The organism is Mesorhizobium sp. M1163 (genome assembly GCF_040318415.1).
Lineage (GTDB): Bacteria > Pseudomonadota > Alphaproteobacteria > Rhizobiales > Rhizobiaceae > Mesorhizobium.
Map to the genome: position 1 here is coordinate 1 of NZ_JAMYMF010000021.1, position 16,627 is coordinate 16,627.

18 protein-coding genes and 2 pseudogenes are annotated in these 16,627 nt (G+C 60.1%); 4 read left to right on the forward strand and 16 right to left on the reverse strand.

The window, feature by feature from the left end; genetic code table 11:
* Window positions 1-802 precede the first annotated feature (802 nt).
* The 4 genes and pseudogenes from NKH43_RS19820 to NKH43_RS19835 all read right to left on the reverse strand — a co-directional run.
* Entirely contained in the window at window positions 803-1,168 is a 366-nt protein-coding gene (locus tag NKH43_RS19820; protein ID WP_352859521.1) for a hypothetical protein, read from the reverse strand.
* Window positions 1,169-1,312: 144 nt separating this feature from the next.
* Entirely contained in the window at window positions 1,313-1,690 is a 378-nt protein-coding gene (locus NKH43_RS19825) for a VanZ family protein (RefSeq protein ID WP_245278716.1), read from the reverse strand.
* Between the two features lie 408 nt (window positions 1,691-2,098).
* Complete coding sequence (locus NKH43_RS19830) at window positions 2,099-3,085, reverse strand: methyltransferase (RefSeq protein WP_352611051.1); 987 nt, start codon at window positions 3,083-3,085, stop codon at window positions 2,099-2,101.
* A gap of 336 nt (window positions 3,086-3,421) precedes the next feature.
* Window positions 3,422-3,673, reverse strand: a pseudogene (locus tag NKH43_RS19835) (DUF2285 domain-containing protein); the annotation flags it as partial.
* A 563-nt stretch (window positions 3,674-4,236) separates the two neighbouring features.
* On the opposite strand from NKH43_RS19835, the gene NKH43_RS19840 reads away from it, so the two are divergent.
* Window positions 4,237-4,767, forward strand: coding sequence for a Ros/MucR family transcriptional regulator (locus NKH43_RS19840; RefSeq protein WP_023721808.1), 531 nt, complete (start codon window positions 4,237-4,239; stop codon window positions 4,765-4,767).
* Here NKH43_RS19840 and NKH43_RS35340 read toward each other — a convergent pair.
* Together NKH43_RS35340 and NKH43_RS19850 are read right to left on the reverse strand one after the other, a co-directional pair.
* Entirely contained in the window at window positions 4,757-5,026 is a 270-nt protein-coding gene (locus NKH43_RS35340) for a DUF736 family protein (protein ID WP_084643003.1), read from the reverse strand. The genes NKH43_RS19840 and NKH43_RS35340 overlap by 11 nt on opposite strands.
* A 315-nt stretch (window positions 5,027-5,341) precedes the next feature.
* The gene (locus NKH43_RS19850; protein WP_023721810.1) at window positions 5,342-5,902 is read right to left on the reverse strand and encodes a DUF1003 domain-containing protein; all 561 of its coding nucleotides are present in this window, start codon (window positions 5,900-5,902) and stop codon (window positions 5,342-5,344) included.
* 705 nt (window positions 5,903-6,607) lie between these two features.
* Here NKH43_RS19850 and NKH43_RS19855 point away from each other — a divergent pair.
* Window positions 6,608-7,030, forward strand: a complete 423-nt coding sequence (locus NKH43_RS19855) for a YidB family protein (protein WP_023721812.1) — start codon at window positions 6,608-6,610, stop codon at window positions 7,028-7,030.
* A gap of 38 nt (window positions 7,031-7,068) precedes the next feature.
* On the opposite strand, the gene NKH43_RS19860 is transcribed toward NKH43_RS19855, so the two are convergent.
* The 5 genes and pseudogenes from NKH43_RS19860 to NKH43_RS19880 all read right to left on the reverse strand — a co-directional run bounded on the left by NKH43_RS19860 (window position 7,069) and on the right by NKH43_RS19880 (window position 8,989).
* Entirely contained in the window at window positions 7,069-7,227 is a 159-nt protein-coding gene (locus NKH43_RS19860) for a KTSC domain-containing protein (protein ID WP_023721813.1), read from the reverse strand.
* Between the two features lie 84 nt (window positions 7,228-7,311).
* Complete coding sequence (locus NKH43_RS19865; RefSeq protein WP_352496536.1) at window positions 7,312-7,542, reverse strand: hypothetical protein; 231 nt, start codon at window positions 7,540-7,542, stop codon at window positions 7,312-7,314.
* A 200-nt stretch (window positions 7,543-7,742) separates the two neighbouring features.
* Window positions 7,743-7,946: a CsbD family protein gene (locus NKH43_RS19870; protein WP_031194857.1), complete on the reverse strand. Its 204-nt coding sequence runs from the start codon at window positions 7,944-7,946 to the stop codon at window positions 7,743-7,745.
* A gap of 154 nt (window positions 7,947-8,100) precedes the next feature.
* A pseudogene (locus NKH43_RS19875) lies at window positions 8,101-8,401 on the reverse strand (DUF1236 domain-containing protein).
* Between the two features lie 201 nt (window positions 8,402-8,602).
* Window positions 8,603-8,989 carry an alpha/beta fold hydrolase gene (locus tag NKH43_RS19880; RefSeq protein ID WP_245278717.1) on the reverse strand — a complete coding sequence of 129 codons (387 nt, stop codon included), beginning with the start codon at window positions 8,987-8,989 and terminating at the stop codon, window positions 8,603-8,605.
* Between the two features lie 128 nt (window positions 8,990-9,117).
* Here NKH43_RS19880 and NKH43_RS19885 point away from each other — a divergent pair, with 128 nt between their 5' ends.
* Window positions 9,118-9,702, forward strand: coding sequence for a CGNR zinc finger domain-containing protein (locus tag NKH43_RS19885; protein WP_023721817.1), 585 nt, complete (start codon window positions 9,118-9,120; stop codon window positions 9,700-9,702).
* 113 nt (window positions 9,703-9,815) lie between these two features.
* Here NKH43_RS19885 and NKH43_RS19890 read toward each other — a convergent pair whose 3' ends face one another.
* Complete coding sequence (locus NKH43_RS19890; protein ID WP_352859523.1) at window positions 9,816-11,138, reverse strand: MFS transporter; 1,323 nt, start codon at window positions 11,136-11,138, stop codon at window positions 9,816-9,818.
* Window positions 11,139-11,184: 46 nt separating this feature from the next.
* Window positions 11,185-12,078, reverse strand: a complete 894-nt coding sequence (locus NKH43_RS19895) for an NmrA family NAD(P)-binding protein (protein WP_352483889.1) — start codon at window positions 12,076-12,078, stop codon at window positions 11,185-11,187.
* A 120-nt stretch (window positions 12,079-12,198) separates the two neighbouring features.
* Here NKH43_RS19895 and NKH43_RS19900 point away from each other — a divergent pair, with 120 nt between their 5' ends.
* Entirely contained in the window at window positions 12,199-13,101 is a 903-nt protein-coding gene (locus NKH43_RS19900; protein ID WP_023721820.1) for a LysR family transcriptional regulator, read from the forward strand.
* A 458-nt stretch (window positions 13,102-13,559) separates the two neighbouring features.
* Here the strand turns inward: NKH43_RS19900 and NKH43_RS19905 are convergent, their stop codons facing one another.
* Genes NKH43_RS19905 through NKH43_RS19915 form a run of 3 tightly spaced genes read right to left on the reverse strand, consistent with a single transcriptional unit; the run spans window position 13,560 to window position 16,626 of the window.
* Entirely contained in the window at window positions 13,560-14,309 is a 750-nt protein-coding gene (locus NKH43_RS19905; RefSeq protein WP_023721821.1) for a ribonuclease activity regulator RraA, read from the reverse strand.
* A 22-nt stretch (window positions 14,310-14,331) separates the two neighbouring features.
* Window positions 14,332-15,495, reverse strand: coding sequence for a mandelate racemase/muconate lactonizing enzyme family protein (locus NKH43_RS19910; protein ID WP_023721822.1), 1,164 nt, complete (start codon window positions 15,493-15,495; stop codon window positions 14,332-14,334).
* A gap of 33 nt (window positions 15,496-15,528) precedes the next feature.
* Window positions 15,529-16,626 (reverse strand): ABC transporter ATP-binding protein, encoded by a 1,098-nt coding sequence (locus tag NKH43_RS19915; RefSeq protein ID WP_023721823.1) that lies wholly within the window; start codon window positions 16,624-16,626, stop codon window positions 15,529-15,531.
* Between the last annotated feature and the right edge of the window lies 1 nt (window position 16,627).

A 16,627-nucleotide genomic window follows, 5' to 3' on the forward strand; every position in this document is an offset into this window, starting at 1 on the left:
AAGTGAAATCAACACCGAACAGGTTCGCCCCGCTCAGGTCCTGTCCTTCTAGGATGAGAAGCTTCTTGTCACACTCGTGCCAATTGACGCCAGGCGTCGCGGCTGCGTGGCAATTGTGAGCGGCAGTGGCGTTCTGCCAAGCAAACACAGTGCAAAGCGCTAGAGCCAAGCCGGATGCGCCGTAAGCTCTGGTTCGCCTCAAAGTCATTGTTGCTGGACCTCTGCTACTCGCCGACACTCAACCTTACCACATCTGCTGACACTCGAGCCACGGTGACCACCGCGGTCACAGTTAGCGCATTTCTCATATTCACGATTTGATGTTGATCAACCGATCAACCCGCGCGTGGGGCGCGATTTGCGAGCGCCTCCCCATATCATCGCCGGTCCAGCAGAGCGCCCTGAAAGAATCGCCAGCCCGAAAGCGGACTATAACGCTAGCATCGACTACGCGCGCGCAGAAGCAAGCCGTGAAAACGTGGTTGTGAAGATCATCGAGTAGCGTGCCGGCTAAGCGTATCTCTAGGGAGCGAGGATGATCACGCCGCCAAGACGACACGGCGTGCCGATCGCGAGATACTGCCAGGAGGCCATGGGGCCGGGATTCCAAGCCATCGTAGGTTGCCTGCTTGGGCCGGATGGACGCGAGGCGAAATCATGCAATCCCCGCGACGGCTCATCGCCGCCGACAATATGGACCCAGAAAGAGAGGCGAGGACGGAAGCGGAGCTTGCGATTGCCGAGCGATGGTCTTCTTGCTCGTCGGTCCTCTCTAGCGGGTTCCCGGGAGGGCGATGCAAAGCTAAGTCTCTGCGCGGCGACGCCACCACGTGAGCCCGCAAGCGAAGACCCAGTTGAAATAGATGAGGGCGATAACCGGCCCGGCCAGGGGACCTTGCAGGTGCCAATAATCAAGGAAGTACCGTGCGCCTTCTGATAGCGTTCCATACGCCGTACCTACGAGCACGACGCATGCGGTAACAAGCAATCCGTTAGCGATATGGAGTGAAGGTATAGTGCGCAGTGCGTTGAGCCAAGCGGCAAACGAGACCGCAGCTAATGGCAGGCAACTCAACGCGCCCGCGATCCACCCGTGGCCAGCGCCAGCCAACGCGATGAAACCGAACAGCAGGAAGGCGCCGAACAGCGAGGCGATGACGTATTTCATGCGTCTAGTTCCGGGACTCCGAGTCCTTCTTAGCTACGGCCATCCCATTCTCCTCGCGGAAATCCTTTAGCGAAGCGTGCCGCAAATCCTATTCACCGCGCAAGTACTTTACGCGGCCAGCCCGTACTTGCCAGGATGCGACCTCTAGGAGAAGCCGTCAGCTAATTTCTTTGTCCAGCTTGCAATCGCGAGCCCGCACGCGATGCCGACACAATCGGCAAACCAGTCGAAGATATCCATGTCGCGACTTATTATTTGCATGCCCTGCAGTATCTCGATCGCGCCGCCAGTAAGGGCGAGAAAAACTATCAGCCTTGCTCTGTGCTCTGGCCAACCAAGACTGCCGATAGCCGTCAACACGACGAACGCTGCGGCGTGATTGAGCTTGTCATCGTGAGAGGTGAACCCGAAACCAAAATTCTGCAAAAGCCACACCGGTGAGAGCGCGAGCACGAGGACACCGGCCAGTGTGACCAGAAAAGCAATCCTTGCCACGATGGGAAAAGGTCTCGCACGCAACAAATCAGGCCACTCCTTTTATCCGAACCTAGGACGCCGCTGCTTCGAACATAGCCATCCGCACGTGGCGGCACATTGGGGAACAGAGTCCATTGCCGCAGATGGCTGGGAAAAAGGTAAATTGGAATCTCGGTAGGCTTCTGCGTTTAATACGGCAGTATCAGGGCGGGCGTCAGAAGCGGGCTGCGATCGGTGCCACCGACCAATGCAGCAATCGGAGGGGGAGTTTGCTGCGCGTACCGAACCGGCCACCCGGTTGTTCACCAACGGCGGCCGCGCCAGCAAGAGCTGCAGCGGAAAAACCAAAACGAGCTGCTCGGGCGGCAGCAGCGACAAGACAGCCGCAACCGCAATCAAGTCGCGGGGCGCCTCGGAGATCCCTGCGTCCGAAAATCAACGATTCAGCCACGGTCAGCCCGTGAGGCGCGCACGAAAGAGCGTGGAGCCGTCCGCCAGGCGCGACCTCGAAATATCCCGGAATCCAGCCTCGGTCATCCACGCGCGATACTGACCTTCAGTGTACGATTCGCCGTGGCGATAGAGGTTCAAGAAAGTGACATTCAGAAAGACACCCTCAGGCGGGCCGAGGCGGTCGTCATCGACGACACCCCACCCCGCAATTGCGATCTCGCCTCCGGGTGTGAGGCAACGTGCCGCGTTCAGGATCGAACTGCGCGCCTGGTCCGGCGGAGGCACCTGGACGACGGCCTTCAGGATCGCCAGATCGTGCCGACCGATCGATGGAGCGACAGTTATGTCCCCCTCTTCGACGACCACGTCGTCTGCACCGTATTCTGACAGGATCGCTGGCGCGACCGCTGCGACCGTTGGGAGCTCCATCAGCGTCGCCGCAATCTGCGGCCACCGCTCCCGAAGTCCGACAAGAATGGTCCCGGAGCCCCCGCCGATGTCGATCACCGAACTGATCGCCGAGAGGTCCATCTCCCGGGCCAAATGTCGGCCGAAAATCACCCCGCCCGGTGCGAGCCTGCGGCTGAAAGCCGCCGCGGCCTCGGCCCGCGCTTCGGAGAAGTCGTGCAGCGCAGCCGGCCGGTTCTGTCGCAGCGACTCTGCCGTCAGCAAGTCGGCTCCCCAGAGCTCCCGCAGGAGGGCATGATCGCCGCCGCGATAGGTTGGCTTGGACGCGTCGAGGAAGGCTGACGCTTCGGCTCCGTTGCGAAATTGACCATCGTTGACTTCGAGAAGACCAATGCTGGCGAGCGCGTAGAGGAGCCGCGACAGACGATCGGGCTCGACTTGGAGCGCGGCCCCAAGGCCGTCAGCGGTCACCGCGCTGCTCCCGAGCCGGGTGAAGATGCCGAGGTCCAGCCCGGCGCGAAGCGCCAAGGCCGCGGGCACCGCTGCGATCAGTTTGTCGATCCGATCAGAACCAACCATGCCACATCTCCTTGCGCAATCCAGGACCGAGTTTGAGGCTCGGAAGATCGGATTGGACCGAGGCGGCGCTGTCCTCACCTATCCAAGCTGAAGAGTTGTGCGACCGACCGTGAAAAACACGCCGCACTCTACAGCACGACCGGTCTATCAGGCATTGCACCACGCCAGTGGCGTGGAATTGGGTTGGGCTGTACCCGGTGCGCGGGTTTGTGAAAGATCATACCCGCGCCGCTGCTTAGCTACTGAAATTTGGGACTTCAAAATGCCGTTCAAACGAGCCGTCCATACCATTCCGATCTTCATCGCGGTGACTTTCACCAGATCCTGGCTTCGCAGCGCGCCACCGGAAAGAAGATATCGATAGCCGTTGATGGTCATCCAGTGCGCGCGCGCTAGATGCGTCTGCCAGGCTGTGAAGGCCCGCTCCGGCTCCTTGTCCGAATCCACGTGCAGAACGATCCTAGAAACTTCCCTCCAATCGGCCCCTTCGTCAGAAGCATCAAGCAGGCGGATAAAGGTAAGCAGGTGCTCTTCGTCGTAGCCAGGCGCCTCGTCGGCAACGTCGGTGTCTAGCAAGGGCTTGAGCATGGCCCAAGAGAAAAACGCACCCGTGGCAAAGCGTCAAGCGAGAAAAGCTCGCCAGAACGCTATCGTAATCACGATCAGATTGCGCACCAACTCCGGATGCTGGATGGCCGTTCTGAAGCGCCGAGGCACCCGAACAGCCGGGGATGTCTGCCTGGCGATGCCGAGGGCGCGAGAGTTCGGCGATATCATCGCCGCTGCTTCCGCGGGCTCATGCGCGTGTCGCGCAGACCGGTCCGGCTGTAGCCTTCGACGTCAATGGGACGCTGACCTGGCACTTCTCAGACAGCGGGCCCAGTGATCTGGGCCTCGTTCCTGCCGCTGCCGATCGGTGGCATTGTGTCGGACCTCGACCCCGCCGAATAAGCTGCTGTTGCATTGCTTCATCAGCAGGCTGCCGACCTCGAGCGCCTCCCAACCTTGTCTGGAGCTGATGAAAGCGAAGCGTGCCGGTTGATATTTGCAACGAATGAGGTTTGTTGGCGGAAACGACGAATTGTTTGCCTGATTCCGAAATAAACAGCTCATCTGTTTCAACGCGTGCCATTAGACAAGAGGAAAACTCGATGAACGTTTCTCCGGACCGAAACAACCAGGCTGATCTCACATCAATTACGGCCGACATCGTTTCCGCCTACGTGTCGAACAATCCCTTGCCGGTCGGCGAGTTGTCGAAGCTGATTGGGGACACCTATGTTGCTTTGCAAGGGATCGGCACGCCTGTCGTTCCGGCCGCAGTCAAGCTGGAGCCGGCGGTGTCGATCAAGAAATCAGTGTCACCTGATTTCATCATCTGCCTGGAAGACGGGAAGAAGTTCAAATCCCTCAAGAGGCACATCGGAGTTCATTACAATTTAACGCCCGACGCGTACCGCCAGAAATGGAGCCTGCCGTCCGACTATCCGATGGTGGCGCCGAACTACGCAGCCACCCGCTCGGCTCTTGCGAAATCAATTGGGCTCGGGCGCAAGGCGGCGCCCGCACCAGCAGCGGCAGAAAAACCAAAACGAGCTGCTCGCGCCGCGGCGGCGACAACAACCGCAACGGCCGTCAAGTCGCCGGTGAAGAAGGCGCGCAAGGCACTCGTCAAAGCGTAGCGTGCTGCACCCGATAAGGAGCTCCAAGCAGTGTCGTACCTGAACGTGGCGAAGCCCGCCTTTTGCGACGGGGCTCCGTGTTGGGGCGGATCACTCTGCGGCGCGGCGGGAAAATGATGAGCGAGAACTCGTTTTTTGTCTGGGTATCGACCACGCTTGCATAAATCGGAGCAGGAAAGCTTGGATCGTCGAGCTTGACCGAGTGATATTCGCGGCTTTCGCGACGTCTTCCATGCGGTGCCGACGCGCTCGTTCTGATTGACCTGCTTCCGGCCCGCTCAGATGAACCTCGCGGGTAGGGTGGAGGCGCTGGCCGGCTTCGGGCTTAGCACGGGCGACATTGCCTGCGTGCTCGCCACAGACGAGCAGGTTTAAGGCGACCTATGCCCATAAGCTCGAGAGCGGCGCCATCAAGGCCGACGCACGGGTCGCCGAGAACCTATACCGCAAGGCGAGCGGTGAAGGTCGAGGGCCGTCACTGAAGCAATCTTCTGGCTGAAGACCAGGGCGCGCCGGAAGGAGACGTCGATCCATGAGCTAGAGGGAGACACATCAGTGACCTTCGTCACCACCTTCAGCGCTGGTCCAGCTTCTTCGCAGTCTCCCGCTGCTTCGATTCGATCTCGTCCAGTACTGCTTCTGGCGCAATGTCTCTCTTAATCTCGCCGACTTCTATATCGCTTAAGGCTGGTTTTACACTCAACCGATCCGCAATTGAATCGACAAGTTCAGTAAGCTTTGTGAGTTCGTGCTCCGTTAGCAGGCTCACCTGAAGGTCCAGATCCGCCCGTTTATCTGCGGCAACTGACATCCGGTTTTGGCTGATCAGTACAAAGGTCGAGAGGAATATGGCCTCGACGGAAGCTACCATAGCCAATATCACGAATGTCGGATCAAATGGCGGAGTGATCGGTATCCAGCCCAAGTTCAAGACGATCCAGCCGCCATACACGGCCAAGTGAAGGTACACGAAACGCATACTGCCCGTAAAAGAAGTAATCGCCTCAGCGATTTTCTCTTCCAAAGTTGCATCGCTTGCTTCCTTCGCCCGGCGCTCCTCAATCGCTTGGATATTGCGTTTCAGTGTTTGGCTGAGTTCAGTCGGAGGTGGCGGAGGCAACGTTGGAGAATCCATGGAACACCCGTTGGATAGCTATCGGTACTGCCACTCAGGGCAACGTACAAAATCATGGATATTCGACTTTGTTCCCGACTAGAGCCATCTAATCATTGGCTCCGCTTTTTACCGGGGCCCGGGGTCTTAGACGCTTGGCGCCACCAAACGGTGGTTTGCAGTTTGCGCACCCTTGGGGAGGTCAAGTTGCCGAGCGCAGTGGTGTCTCCACGCGGCGGTAAGGCCGCTCGGGACTGGGCATCGAGGCTCAGCGCACCGCGGTCGTCCAGGGGGTGCTACGGCCCTCTGTTTAGGGCTCGGAGTGCCCGATGTCCGGTTCCGCCTCTACATCGTGACGCGTGCCCCTCATGGGAACATCGCCCAGGACCGATGAGCACCACGTGCTGCAGCCTTCCGACTGATCCTTCCCGGCAACCGCCGTCACGACTATACCGAATGCAAGCGAAATGGCGAGGGCGACACCCATTGGGAGATGATGCATGCCTGCCCGCCTACCGAGCGCTTGGAAGACGGTCGATGGAACGTTTGGAGATAGTCCCATCACCGCCTCAACATGCCTAACGAACCGTTATGCGGCTGGCGGCACGGTGCTGCTTGATCGAACCATCGTCGCAGGCGGGGGCCCGGAATTCCGGTGGGAGATCCGACCCGGCGGAACCTTTCAGAGCCGCATGCCTTGTCCCTTTTGGATGAAGGAGACGACAAATGAGCCTTGACATAGGAAAGGTAGCCATAGCGTTGCTTGGCCTGCTTGCCTACAAGAACAAGGACAAGATCGGCGAGCTGATCGCGGGAAAGAGATCGACAGATCCCAATAGTGCCGGCTCGCCCGGCGGCCTCGGCGACATCCTGGACCGCCTCAGGAATGCAGGTGCCGGCGACCAGGTTGATTCGTGGGTAAGTAAAGGATCAAACCGACCCGTTCAGCGGGAGCAGGTTGAAAAAGCAATCGACCCGCAAACGTTGAACGATCTGGCCGAGCAGACCGGATTGTCCCATGACGAGCTTCTCGATCGGCTCACAAGAGAACTCCCTGACGCAGTGGACAAGCTCACTCCCGACGGCCAGTTGCCACCGAGCAAAGGTCCAAGTCTCCTGGACGAGGTCCCAAGGACTGGTCGCACTTAGCGCCACCTCGCCACGACATGTCAGGTCATCCCGGGTCGCTATCGCTCGCGGCCCTTCGCGAACGCGGCTTTGAATGCCGCAAAGGTCTCTGGCGGAACACCCTCAAACTCGTACCGCTTGCCGCTGGCCACGAACCACACCGAAAGTACCTTCCGCTCGGGATCGTACTCCGTTTTGCGAATCGAGGTAGAGGGCATAAAGGATCAACGAGCGGAAAAGCCGTCGCGTTCCTCGTCTTTGATGGCGGGGCGCAAAGGAAGCCCGGCGGCGCGACCGTCCCTCTAGTTCAGCGCCGGCGGCTGCCCTGGCCTGAAACTTTTCAGAGCGGCAGCGATGCCCATCATGATGGACGGGTCAGGAAAGTCGAGCAAGCGCAACGTGCCCGGCTCCTCGCCGCAAACGCAACGGATTGGCACGATTTGGTAGTCATCGTCGAACGGCGTGCCGCAGCCGTTTGCAAGAAAATCATATTCCGGGAAGCAGGCCTTCAGGAATGCTTCGACCTCGCGCAACACCGCTTCGGACCGAGCCCCTGAAGGTGGCAGCATGACGAAGCTATCGACCTCGTCGCTTGCCGGAGTACCGGAAGTATTGATGGCAGTAAGCATGAAGAACCCGACATAGCTCCTGGCGACTTTGGAACCAAACGCGGCATCTCGCGCGTTCCGTGAGGCTGCCCGCCGCCGTATGCCGGCGGCGGGCGCATCGTCCGCTACCATGATTGGCGGCTGTACCAGTCATCGACGTCGGATCGGACCCTGTCCTTTTCGATGCCGTAGCGTTCCTGAATTTTGCCTTCGAGCTGGTCACGCTTTCCGGCAATTAGATCGAGATCGTCATCAGTGAGCTTGCCCCACTGTTCTTTAACTTTGCCTTTGACCTGCTTCCAGTTTCCTTCCACGCGGTTCCAGTCCATGGTTTTCTCCATCAGGCGGGATCGCCATAGTTACGAAACGATTGTCACCGGTTTTGGTTCTACGAAACGAAAGGCTTCCCGATCAGTTGCTTGGATCGGCTGAACGCAAAAAGCCCGCCGCACCTTTTCGGCACGGCGGGCTTCAGGTAGAAAATCAGTCGTAGATCTTAAAAGTTTTGCGGGTACCTGGATCAACCAGGACGGTTCGTCCCTCGGCAACTACATAGCGGTACTGAACGTCCGGCACTTCGTAAAGCTCTGACTGTGTCGGGCAGAGCGGTGCCAATGTTGAGCTCAGCACAGGGAAGGCTCAGGGATGCTATCGGCTTCTTCTTTACATATTCCCGGATCACCATGTCTTGCTCAGGCTGAATGATGACGTCCTGAGCGGCGGCGGTTCCGATACCTACGAATAGAAAGATTCCTGTGGCAGCAGATAAAAGTTGCTTTCCCATATAGCAATCCTCCAGCGAGGCAACCTTCCGCTACGGTGCTTGATGCTTCCGTGCGAGGCTACTTACCTAAACGGGCAGAAGGACTTGTTGGAGCGCTCCTCGCCTGGGCCATATCCAAGGGCCTCAAGCTCGCTGATCTCTTGGGCCGGGGGCATGGTGCCGATGCGGTCCCAGAACGCCTTTCGCTTCTCCGCCAGCGGGTCAGCCTTTGGATCGAGCTTGTCGCCCACCTCTTTTCGCCAGCTGAGCTTGTCGGCGTCGGTGTGGATGTAGGGCAGCTGCTGCGCACGAAGCGTCGCCGGCCCGACATACACATGACTTGAGCGGGTCGATCGTCTGCGCCAGGGCCTCCAACGTATACGGATAGTCTTCTGGCGCCTCCGTGAAGCTGAACCCGGGCAGATCGGGCGCGACGACCCGTGCCACTTCCGCCAGCGGGTTGATGACGTCGCGGAAGCTGTACGATGAGCTGGGCTGGCCGTGGAGCAGCAGGACACCGGGCGCATCGCGCCGCCCCGCCTCGCGATCGAACAAGTTCACCCCGTCCACTTCGACCGTATGATGCTTGGCTTTATGAACGTTCAGCATGGCCGTTTTCCGTCTTTGGTTTGCAGCGAGCGAAGAAACCTGATAAATCGGTCAATCCGGTTACGTTTTGTAACCATGTAACGGAATATTAAAGGTTAAGTTCCCTGTCGCGCGATCCCACGGCCTGGGTGCCAGAGCACTTCATAGGCGGCCACGCCGCCCTCGACCTTTCGAACGCCGTGTATGACCGGCGAAACCCGCCCCTGCACAATGAACTCTTCAACTCCCCTCGCGATATCGGGACGTGGTTGCTCGCCGCGGGGTTGGCAGATGAACAGGAAGCAGTGGCCGTTGCCGAGATACGGGATCGGCACTTCCTCCACGAAGTTCGTGACATACGGGAATCGTCATACGCGCTCTTCGACGCGATCGCCTCAAATCTGGAGCCTCCCTCGCAACCGCTTGGTCTTTTATGCTCACGCGCCGCAAACAGGTTGGGAGCCCAGCAAGTCGCGTGGGATGGGACACGGCTCGCTCTGGCGTCTGATCAATGGGAAGACCCAGCCTTGGTGACCGCATTCCTTGCGTTCTTGTCCATCGAGGCGTTTTTTACGCTACCCCGCGCAAGGCTCCGCGTGTGCCCACGATGTGGGTGGCTCTTCGTAGACATCTCACGGGGCGGAAAACGTCGCTGGTGCAATATGCGGGTTTGCGGGAATCGCGAAAAGGTAGCCCGCCATCGGGGCCAAGTGGCATCGTACGAGGTAAGATGACAACGCATCCCGCGCCATGGCCTCATTCGTCGCATATTGTGGGCTCCGGATTCAAACATCATGGCGCGTCGTTGTGCCACCGGCGAGCTCGGCGCGAGCTGACTATTCGTTTGTTACAGGTTTGTTGAGGTTTCCCCCGGCACCGAAGGTGTCCCCGGATGCCAGTTCGCAGAGCTGGCGATCAGTGCAGCAAAGGCAAAGACCAAGCTTGCACCGCTGATGCCTGCCCAGCCGGCCTGGGCCCAGCATACTCCAGCGAGACTGGAGCCGGCCGACCCACCCAAGAAGAACAACCCGGTGAAAAGCGCATTCATGCGTCCGCGCGCCTCCGGTCGGACTGTGTTGATGGCGATGCGGCCGAGCACCTGGTCGGCGACAGTACCGAGATTAAGCAGAACCGCCCCAATGGCCAACGCCGCGAGCGACAGCCAGGGGAAGCGATCCGCCTCCCAGAGACCCCAGCCGCCGGAAGTTGGCAATCCGATGAGCACGACGCCGATGAAAGCCGACAGGTGTGCAAATCGCGTTGCGCCATCTGACCAGCCTCGATCGGCGATCCGGCCCGTGAAAGGCGCAATCAACGCAGCGGGTATGCCGACCAGTGCGAAGGCTGCAATGCCAATCTGGTCGAGCCCGAATGGTGGCTCAGCAAGCCTCAGGGCGACCGCCGTCCAGAAAATATTGAAGGCAGCCATCAGCAGGAACTGATAAAGCACGCGACGGCGCAGCAATGGCTCTTCACGGATCAGCTTCCAAAGCGATCCGATGAGAGCGCCGTACTGAAGACCGGTCGCCGGGCGATGAGCCTTGACAACGCGCGCAAGGATCAGGCCGAGCACAGCAACCAATACGGCCATGATACCATAGAATGCACGCCATCCAAGAAACTCGGCAGCCAGGCTTGCGGACGGGCGCGACAGGAGGACGCCCACCACGATGCCGCTCTGCACCGTGCCCACGATGCGGCCCCGATCTTTTTCCGCCGCCAGTCTCGCGATGACCGGAACGAGCATCTGCGCGACCGTGGAGGTGATGCCGACGGAGGTCGAGGCGACAAGAAAAAGTGCCGCCGTTGGGGCAAGCGCGCTGGCAATCAGCGAAAGCACCATGAGGACAAGTGTCAGCCCGATAGGCCAACGGTTCTCCATCAGATCGATGAGCGGGACCAGGAAGATCAGTCCGGCTGCGTAACCAAGCAGTGTGACGGTCGGAACCAACCCCGCCATTTCCGGACCAACCTCGAATGTAGTCCCAATCAAGCCGAGCAACGGTTGAGAGGCATAGAGGCTCAATACGATTGCGGCGATGGCGGCGGTGAAAACTGGGACCAAGCGGCCCTCGGTGGCAGAGGCATTGCTTCTGCCAGGGTAATCGAGAGATGACGTTCCGTGTCTGCGCCGTGGCACGAGTTGGAAGATCAATTGGGAGACCGACATCGGAGATACCCTCTTTGCGAGAAAATGGCCGAAGGCGTCGATGAGATCAGGCGGCCGCGGCCGCCCCGCGCGACGCTGCAGCAAGTTCCTCGAAAAACTGATGCAACGTGCGGGGCTGGCGTCCGAGGATGGCACGCAAGGTCAGGCTGTTTCCGGCGGAACCGAAGTCGGAATAGGACTGAAATACCCGTTCGAGCTGAGCAAGCTGCTCCCCCCGGAAGGGCGGCTTCGCGACAGCGGTCCATTGCTCGAACGTCACCTCGGCTGCCTCCACGGGCCGGCCAAGGGCGACGCTCATCATCCCCGCAATTTCAACGCGATCGTGCATACTTTCTGCCGCAAGCTCGAAAGAGCCGTAGGCGAGCCGGTCGGACGTCAGGGCCTCGGCCGCCACTTCGGCGACGTCGCGGTAGTCGACACGCGCCAGGCGCGCCGTTTTCGCAAACGGCTCGGCAAAGACGCCGGTTTCCACCACGCCTTTCCAAGCAGCTGCCATGTTCTGAAACAGCGTCGCCGGATAGAGGATGGTGTAATCCAAATTCGCGCGGAGAATGGCCTGCTCAACGGGCAGCTTGCTTGCGTGGTTTGCAAGTCCGTTCGCCGGGTGGATAACTGAAGAGAAAACGAACTTGCGGATACCGGCACGCTTTGCGGCCTTGACCATGGTTATGCCTAGGTCCGCTTCATCGGCCACGAACGGCGGTCCGACATGATAGACTCCGTCGACGTTTCTCAGCGCTGCCTTTAGGCTCTCCGGATCTCGAAGGTCACCTGAAGCAATTTCGGTCGCTCCGCTCGCGCGTGCCGTCGCAGCAGCGTACTCACTGCGGACCAACGCCCTCACCGCTATGCCCCGCCGGGCAAGCTCGGCCGCGACGAAGCCGCCGCTGCGGCCGGACGCACCGACAACCAGAACAGTTCGTTTCTTGGGTTCTGACATGAGTTCTTCCTTTCGTAGCGAGGTGGCGTCCCTGCCCCATCGAGTGAAATATCGAGTTCCGCTTTTCGGATGGTAGGCGCGGAAAATGTGATATGGTCTCTCTAAATTTGAGAGATCATCATGGGCGGATTTCGAGACATTGAGGCGTTTCTCGCTGTCGTGGAGCGCGGCAATCTCTCAGCCGCGGCGCGGCACCTCAGCCGCTCCTTGCAATCTGTCAGCCGGTCGCTTGCCGCGCTTGAAACCAGCGTCGGCGTCGAATTGGTCCGCCGAACCACCCACAACACGCAAACGACTGAGGCAGGCCACGACTTTTATCGACGGGTGAAACCGGCACTGTCTGAGATTGTCGAAGCAAAGGCCGAAGCCGGCAAGCGCAGTGCCGAACCTTTCGGACTCCTAAGAGTAGGAGCGCCGGTGCTCTTCGGCCCTACTTACCTGGTACCCGTCGTGGCCCGCTTCATGGAGCGCTATCCGAGGATCGAGGTCGACCTCAAACTGTCGGACCGATTCGTCGATCTCATTGAAGATGAACTCGACCTTGCTGTTCGCATCGGGGAACTCCGCGACTACGATCTCAAGGCCCGGCGCCTTGGAGCGATGCGTCTCGTCATTTTCGGCGCTCCGTCGTATTTCGCCACGTACGGGCGGCCACAACATCCGAAGGAGCTAGCGAACCATCAGTGCATCTTCCGCAACACCGACCGCGATGCTGGAAAATGGCAATTCCTGGAAGCCGGCAAGCAGCTGAGCGTCAATGTGGGTGCGCGATTTCACGTCGACAATGCCGCCGCAAGCCATGCGGCGGTCGCTGCGGGGTTGGGCATCGGTCGGGTACCACTCTGGCAAGTAAGAGACCTGGTAGACGACGGGGCGGTTGAGGTTATCCTGGCAGCGTTCGAACAACCGCCGATCCCGATTCATGTGGTGTGGCCAGCGACCCGGCTTCCACTTGCCAAGATGCGCGTCTTCATCGACTTCCTGGTTCAGAACCTAGTCATTGGGGACAGCGAGCGAAATTGAACCGACATCTGATTTTCTGTTAAGCCTGCCGCCGTTTGTCGCCTTCAGGAGCTCTTTCGAACTAGACTAGGCTGATCGTGCCTCGTACCGGCGGACGCCGAAAAAGCGTTTCGACGCGCCTAGAGACTAGGTGATCCGCGCTGCGAGAAGGATCAGCAGCCGCCTCCTGGCGTGTCTTGGCGATACATGAGGTTACTCTGCAGCAGCCCGTACAAGCTTCGTCACGCCTTCGCCAATGGCGTCGATCGTCGCGGAACTCGGCTGCCGAACGCCCGGTGCTACGTCAGCTTCTAGGCGCTGATGAGGCTTCCGGTTAGCCATTGGAGGTCCGCATGGTGTAACGCTTGGTGCCCGCACGAGATGGCGGGAGCCGGACCGTCTCGATCGTTCAGTGCAGTGCAGTGGGCGCCCGACGACGAAACTCGACTCCCCGGCCCCGCCACGAGGTAGTTGATGCGCTAACTCGGGTTTTCCAAGCGATTTGCTTTGCGCCACTCCTCGTACTCCCCGCGGGCATCGTCATGCAGCGGATAGTAGCGTTGCAATGGGCCCCCCTCCATGAGCTTGGCTCGCGAAAACTCCTCCCAATCGTGATGCTTCTGTGATTCTTCGATCACCTTCGGGGCCATCACGACGGGAAGCACCACCACGCCGTCGTCGTCAGCGACGATGATGTCGCCGGGGATCACCGTGACACCGCCGCAGGCAATCGGAACGTTGACGGCATTGGGATAGATGCTGGTCTGCACATGATAGTTTGGCGTCCAGCCGCGCAGCCATAGGGGTAGATCGAGCTTTTCGACATTGGGCCGGTCGCGCATGCACCCGTCGATGACGATACCCGCCCCGCCCCTGCCCTTGAAATAAGTCGACATCATATCGCCAAAGACACCCGAGCTCATGTCGCCGCGCGCGTCGACCACGACCACATCGCCCTCCTGCGCGTGGTAGAGCACGTGCCGGTGAAGTTGGGTCTCCGGATCGGCATATTCTCCCTCGGTGAACAGGTCCGGCCGCTGCGGCAGGAACTGCAGCGTCAATGCCGGCCCGACGATCGACTTCCCATGGTTTTGCGCCACCGGACCGACCATGTGCGGATTGCGGAAGCCCATTTGGCCAAGCGTGCCGGCAACCGTCGCGGCGCCGATCTCCCTCAGCGCGTCGATCAGGTCTTTAGGCGGCCGCGTGATGTCGGAAGTATGCGTCATTGTCGACTCCGGATGAATGGAACTACCAGTTCGTAACAGAACCATCGCGGCGCTTAAGGTGAGGCGCTTCCCAGAAACGCAAACTCTGCGCCTGGACCGCCACTTCGTTGACCTCGACGCCGAGCCCCGGCAGATCGCCGACCGGGTAATCGGTCCCGTCGAGCCGTGGTTGCACGGGGAAGAAGTCGGAACTGTCGAAGCCCAGCTTTGTTTCGGGCGCCCTGGTCTCGAGCCACGCGAAGTTGGGTACTGCGGCGGCGAGATGCACGGTAGCGGCCGTGCACACTGGACCAAGCGGATTGTGCGGCATCAGGTCCACATAGTGCGCCTCGCTCCAGCCAGCGATTTTCATTGCCTCGGTGAGCCCGCCGACGTTGCAAACATCGAGCCGGTTGAACTGGTGGATGCCGCGCTCGATGTAGGGCAGGAACTGCCACTTGCTGGCAAATTCCTCGCCGATGGCAAAGGGGATGTCGGTCATCGTGCGCAGCGATTCATAGGCCTCCGGCGTCTCGTCCCGTATTGGCTCCTCGAGGAAATCAAGCACGCCGCGGCCGAGCTTGTTGCAGAAGCTCGCCGCCTCTGCCACCGACAGCCGATGGTGATAGTCGATGCCGAGAACGGCGTCGTCGCCCAGCGCCTCGCGCGCCTTGTTCAGCATACCCGCGGTAGCGCCGATGGACTCGCGCGGCTCGAAGATGTCCTTGCTGTTTTGCCCGAAGGGGAAGAAGCGGATCGCCTGCCACCCCTGTGCGCGAAGTTCGCGGGCCCGTCCGATGGCAACATCGCCCTCGGCCTCGTCGCCGGTCGAGGCGAAGGTGGGGACGCGGTCGCGCTGCTTGCCGCCGAGCAGCTCGTAGACGGGCACGCCCAGCGCCTTGCCCTTGATGTCGTGAAGGGCGATGTCGATGGCGGAAATCGCCGCCTGCAGGACTCGCCCGCCTTCGAAGTACTGGCTGCGGTAAACCTCCTGCCAGATCCGCCCGATCTGCATCGGGTCGCGACCGATGAGAAACTCGCGATAGTGCTCGACCGCGCCGGCCACGGCCCTCTCGCGACCGCTCAAGCCGCTCTCGCCCCAGCCGAAGATGCCCTGGTTGGTCTCGACCTTGACGAGCATCTGGTTGCGCGTTCCTACCCAAACCGGATAGGGCTTGATCGCGGTGATCTTAAGCTTCTCAGTCATCCACGCCCACGTTCCACACGCATCGGCCCTATCTCAGTTGGCTTTGAGGGCCATTTCAGTTTCGCCGTCGAACAGATGCATCCGCTCCTGGTCGAACTCGAGCCAGATCTGCTCGTCGGGCGAGACGGCAATGTTCGGCGGCACGCTGACGTTGACGATGGCGCCGGACAGGAACGCCTGCACGAAGGTGACGTCTCCGGTCGGTTCCACGGTGTAGGCCTTGGCCGGAATGGAACCGGGGACCGCGCTCTTGTGGAGCTTGATCGTCGAGTGACGTGCGCCGAGCACGACTTTCATGGTCGTCGCTCTCACGACCTTCTGGGCATTGCGCGGCGAGAGCTCAAGGCGCCAGCCCTCGGCGCCGGTCAACACCGTGTTTCCGTTTGCCGTCGACGCCTCCAGCGGAATAAGGCTCATCGCCGGGCTGCCGATGAAGCTGGCGACGAACATGTTCACCGGATGGGCAAAGACCTGCGCCGGTGAATCGTATTGCTGCAGGTAGCCGCCATTCATCACCGCCATCTTGTCAGCCATGGTCACGGCCTCGAGCTGGTCGTGCGTCACATAGATGATCGTCGCCTTGAGGTCCTGGTGGAAGCGCTTGATCTCCGACCGCATCTGCACGCGCAGTTTGGCATCGAGGTTAGACAGTGGCTCGTCCATGAGGAACACCGCAGGGTCGCGGACGAGGGCACGGCCAAGGGCCACGCGCTGCTGCTGCCCGCCCGAAAGTTCGCGCGGCTTGCGCTCGAGCAGATGCGTCATGTCGAGCACTCGCGCCGCTTCCTTGACCTTCTTGTCGATCTCGTCCCTAGGGAGTTTGCGCATCTGAAGCGGGAACGCCAGGTTCTTGTAGACCGATTTCTGCGGGTAGAGCGCGTAGTTCTGGAACACCATTGCGATATCCCGGTCCTTGGGGTCGAGGTCGTTGACCACCCGCTCGCCGATGATGATGTCGCCCGATGTGATCGGGGTCAGCCCGGCGACGAGATTGAGCGTGGTTGTCTTGCCGCAGCCTGAAGGGCCGACGAGCGCAACGAACTCGCCGTCATTGACCGTCAGCGAGACGTGGTTGACAGCTTTGAAGCCGCCATAGCTCTTGACGAGATCTTGGAGGACCACGTGGGCCATC

Excerpts from the sequence above, each read along its gene's own strand:
- NKH43_RS19820 (WP_352859521.1), bottom strand. The coding sequence starts at position 1,168 with ATGAAATACGTCATCGCCTCGCTGTTCGGCGCCTTCCTGCTGTTCGGT.
- NKH43_RS19830 (WP_352611051.1), bottom strand. The coding sequence starts at position 3,085 with ATGGTTGGTTCTGATCGGATCGACAAACTGATCGCAGCGGTGCCCGCG.
- NKH43_RS19840 (WP_023721808.1), top strand. The coding sequence starts at position 4,237 with ATGAACGTTTCTCCGGACCGAAACAACCAGGCTGATCTCACATCAATT.
- NKH43_RS19850 (WP_023721810.1), bottom strand. The coding sequence starts at position 5,902 with ATGGATTCTCCAACGTTGCCTCCGCCACCTCCGACTGAACTCAGCCAA.
- NKH43_RS19855 (WP_023721812.1), top strand. The coding sequence starts at position 6,608 with ATGAGCCTTGACATAGGAAAGGTAGCCATAGCGTTGCTTGGCCTGCTT.
- NKH43_RS19860 (WP_023721813.1), bottom strand. The coding sequence starts at position 7,227 with ATGCCCTCTACCTCGATTCGCAAAACGGAGTACGATCCCGAGCGGAAG.
- NKH43_RS19870 (WP_031194857.1), bottom strand. The coding sequence starts at position 7,946 with ATGGACTGGAACCGCGTGGAAGGAAACTGGAAGCAGGTCAAAGGCAAA.
- NKH43_RS19880 (WP_245278717.1), bottom strand. The coding sequence starts at position 8,989 with ATGCTGAACGTTCATAAAGCCAAGCATCATACGGTCGAAGTGGACGGG.
- NKH43_RS19890 (WP_352859523.1), bottom strand. The coding sequence starts at position 11,138 with ATGTCGGTCTCCCAATTGATCTTCCAACTCGTGCCACGGCGCAGACAC.
- NKH43_RS19895 (WP_352483889.1), bottom strand. The coding sequence starts at position 12,078 with ATGTCAGAACCCAAGAAACGAACTGTTCTGGTTGTCGGTGCGTCCGGC.
- NKH43_RS19900 (WP_023721820.1), top strand. The coding sequence starts at position 12,199 with ATGGGCGGATTTCGAGACATTGAGGCGTTTCTCGCTGTCGTGGAGCGC.
- NKH43_RS19905 (WP_023721821.1), bottom strand. The coding sequence starts at position 14,309 with ATGACGCATACTTCCGACATCACGCGGCCGCCTAAAGACCTGATCGAC.
- NKH43_RS19910 (WP_023721822.1), bottom strand. The coding sequence starts at position 15,495 with ATGACTGAGAAGCTTAAGATCACCGCGATCAAGCCCTATCCGGTTTGG.
- NKH43_RS19915 (WP_023721823.1), bottom strand. The coding sequence starts at position 16,626 with ATGGCCCACGTGGTCCTCCAAGATCTCGTCAAGAGCTATGGCGGCTTC.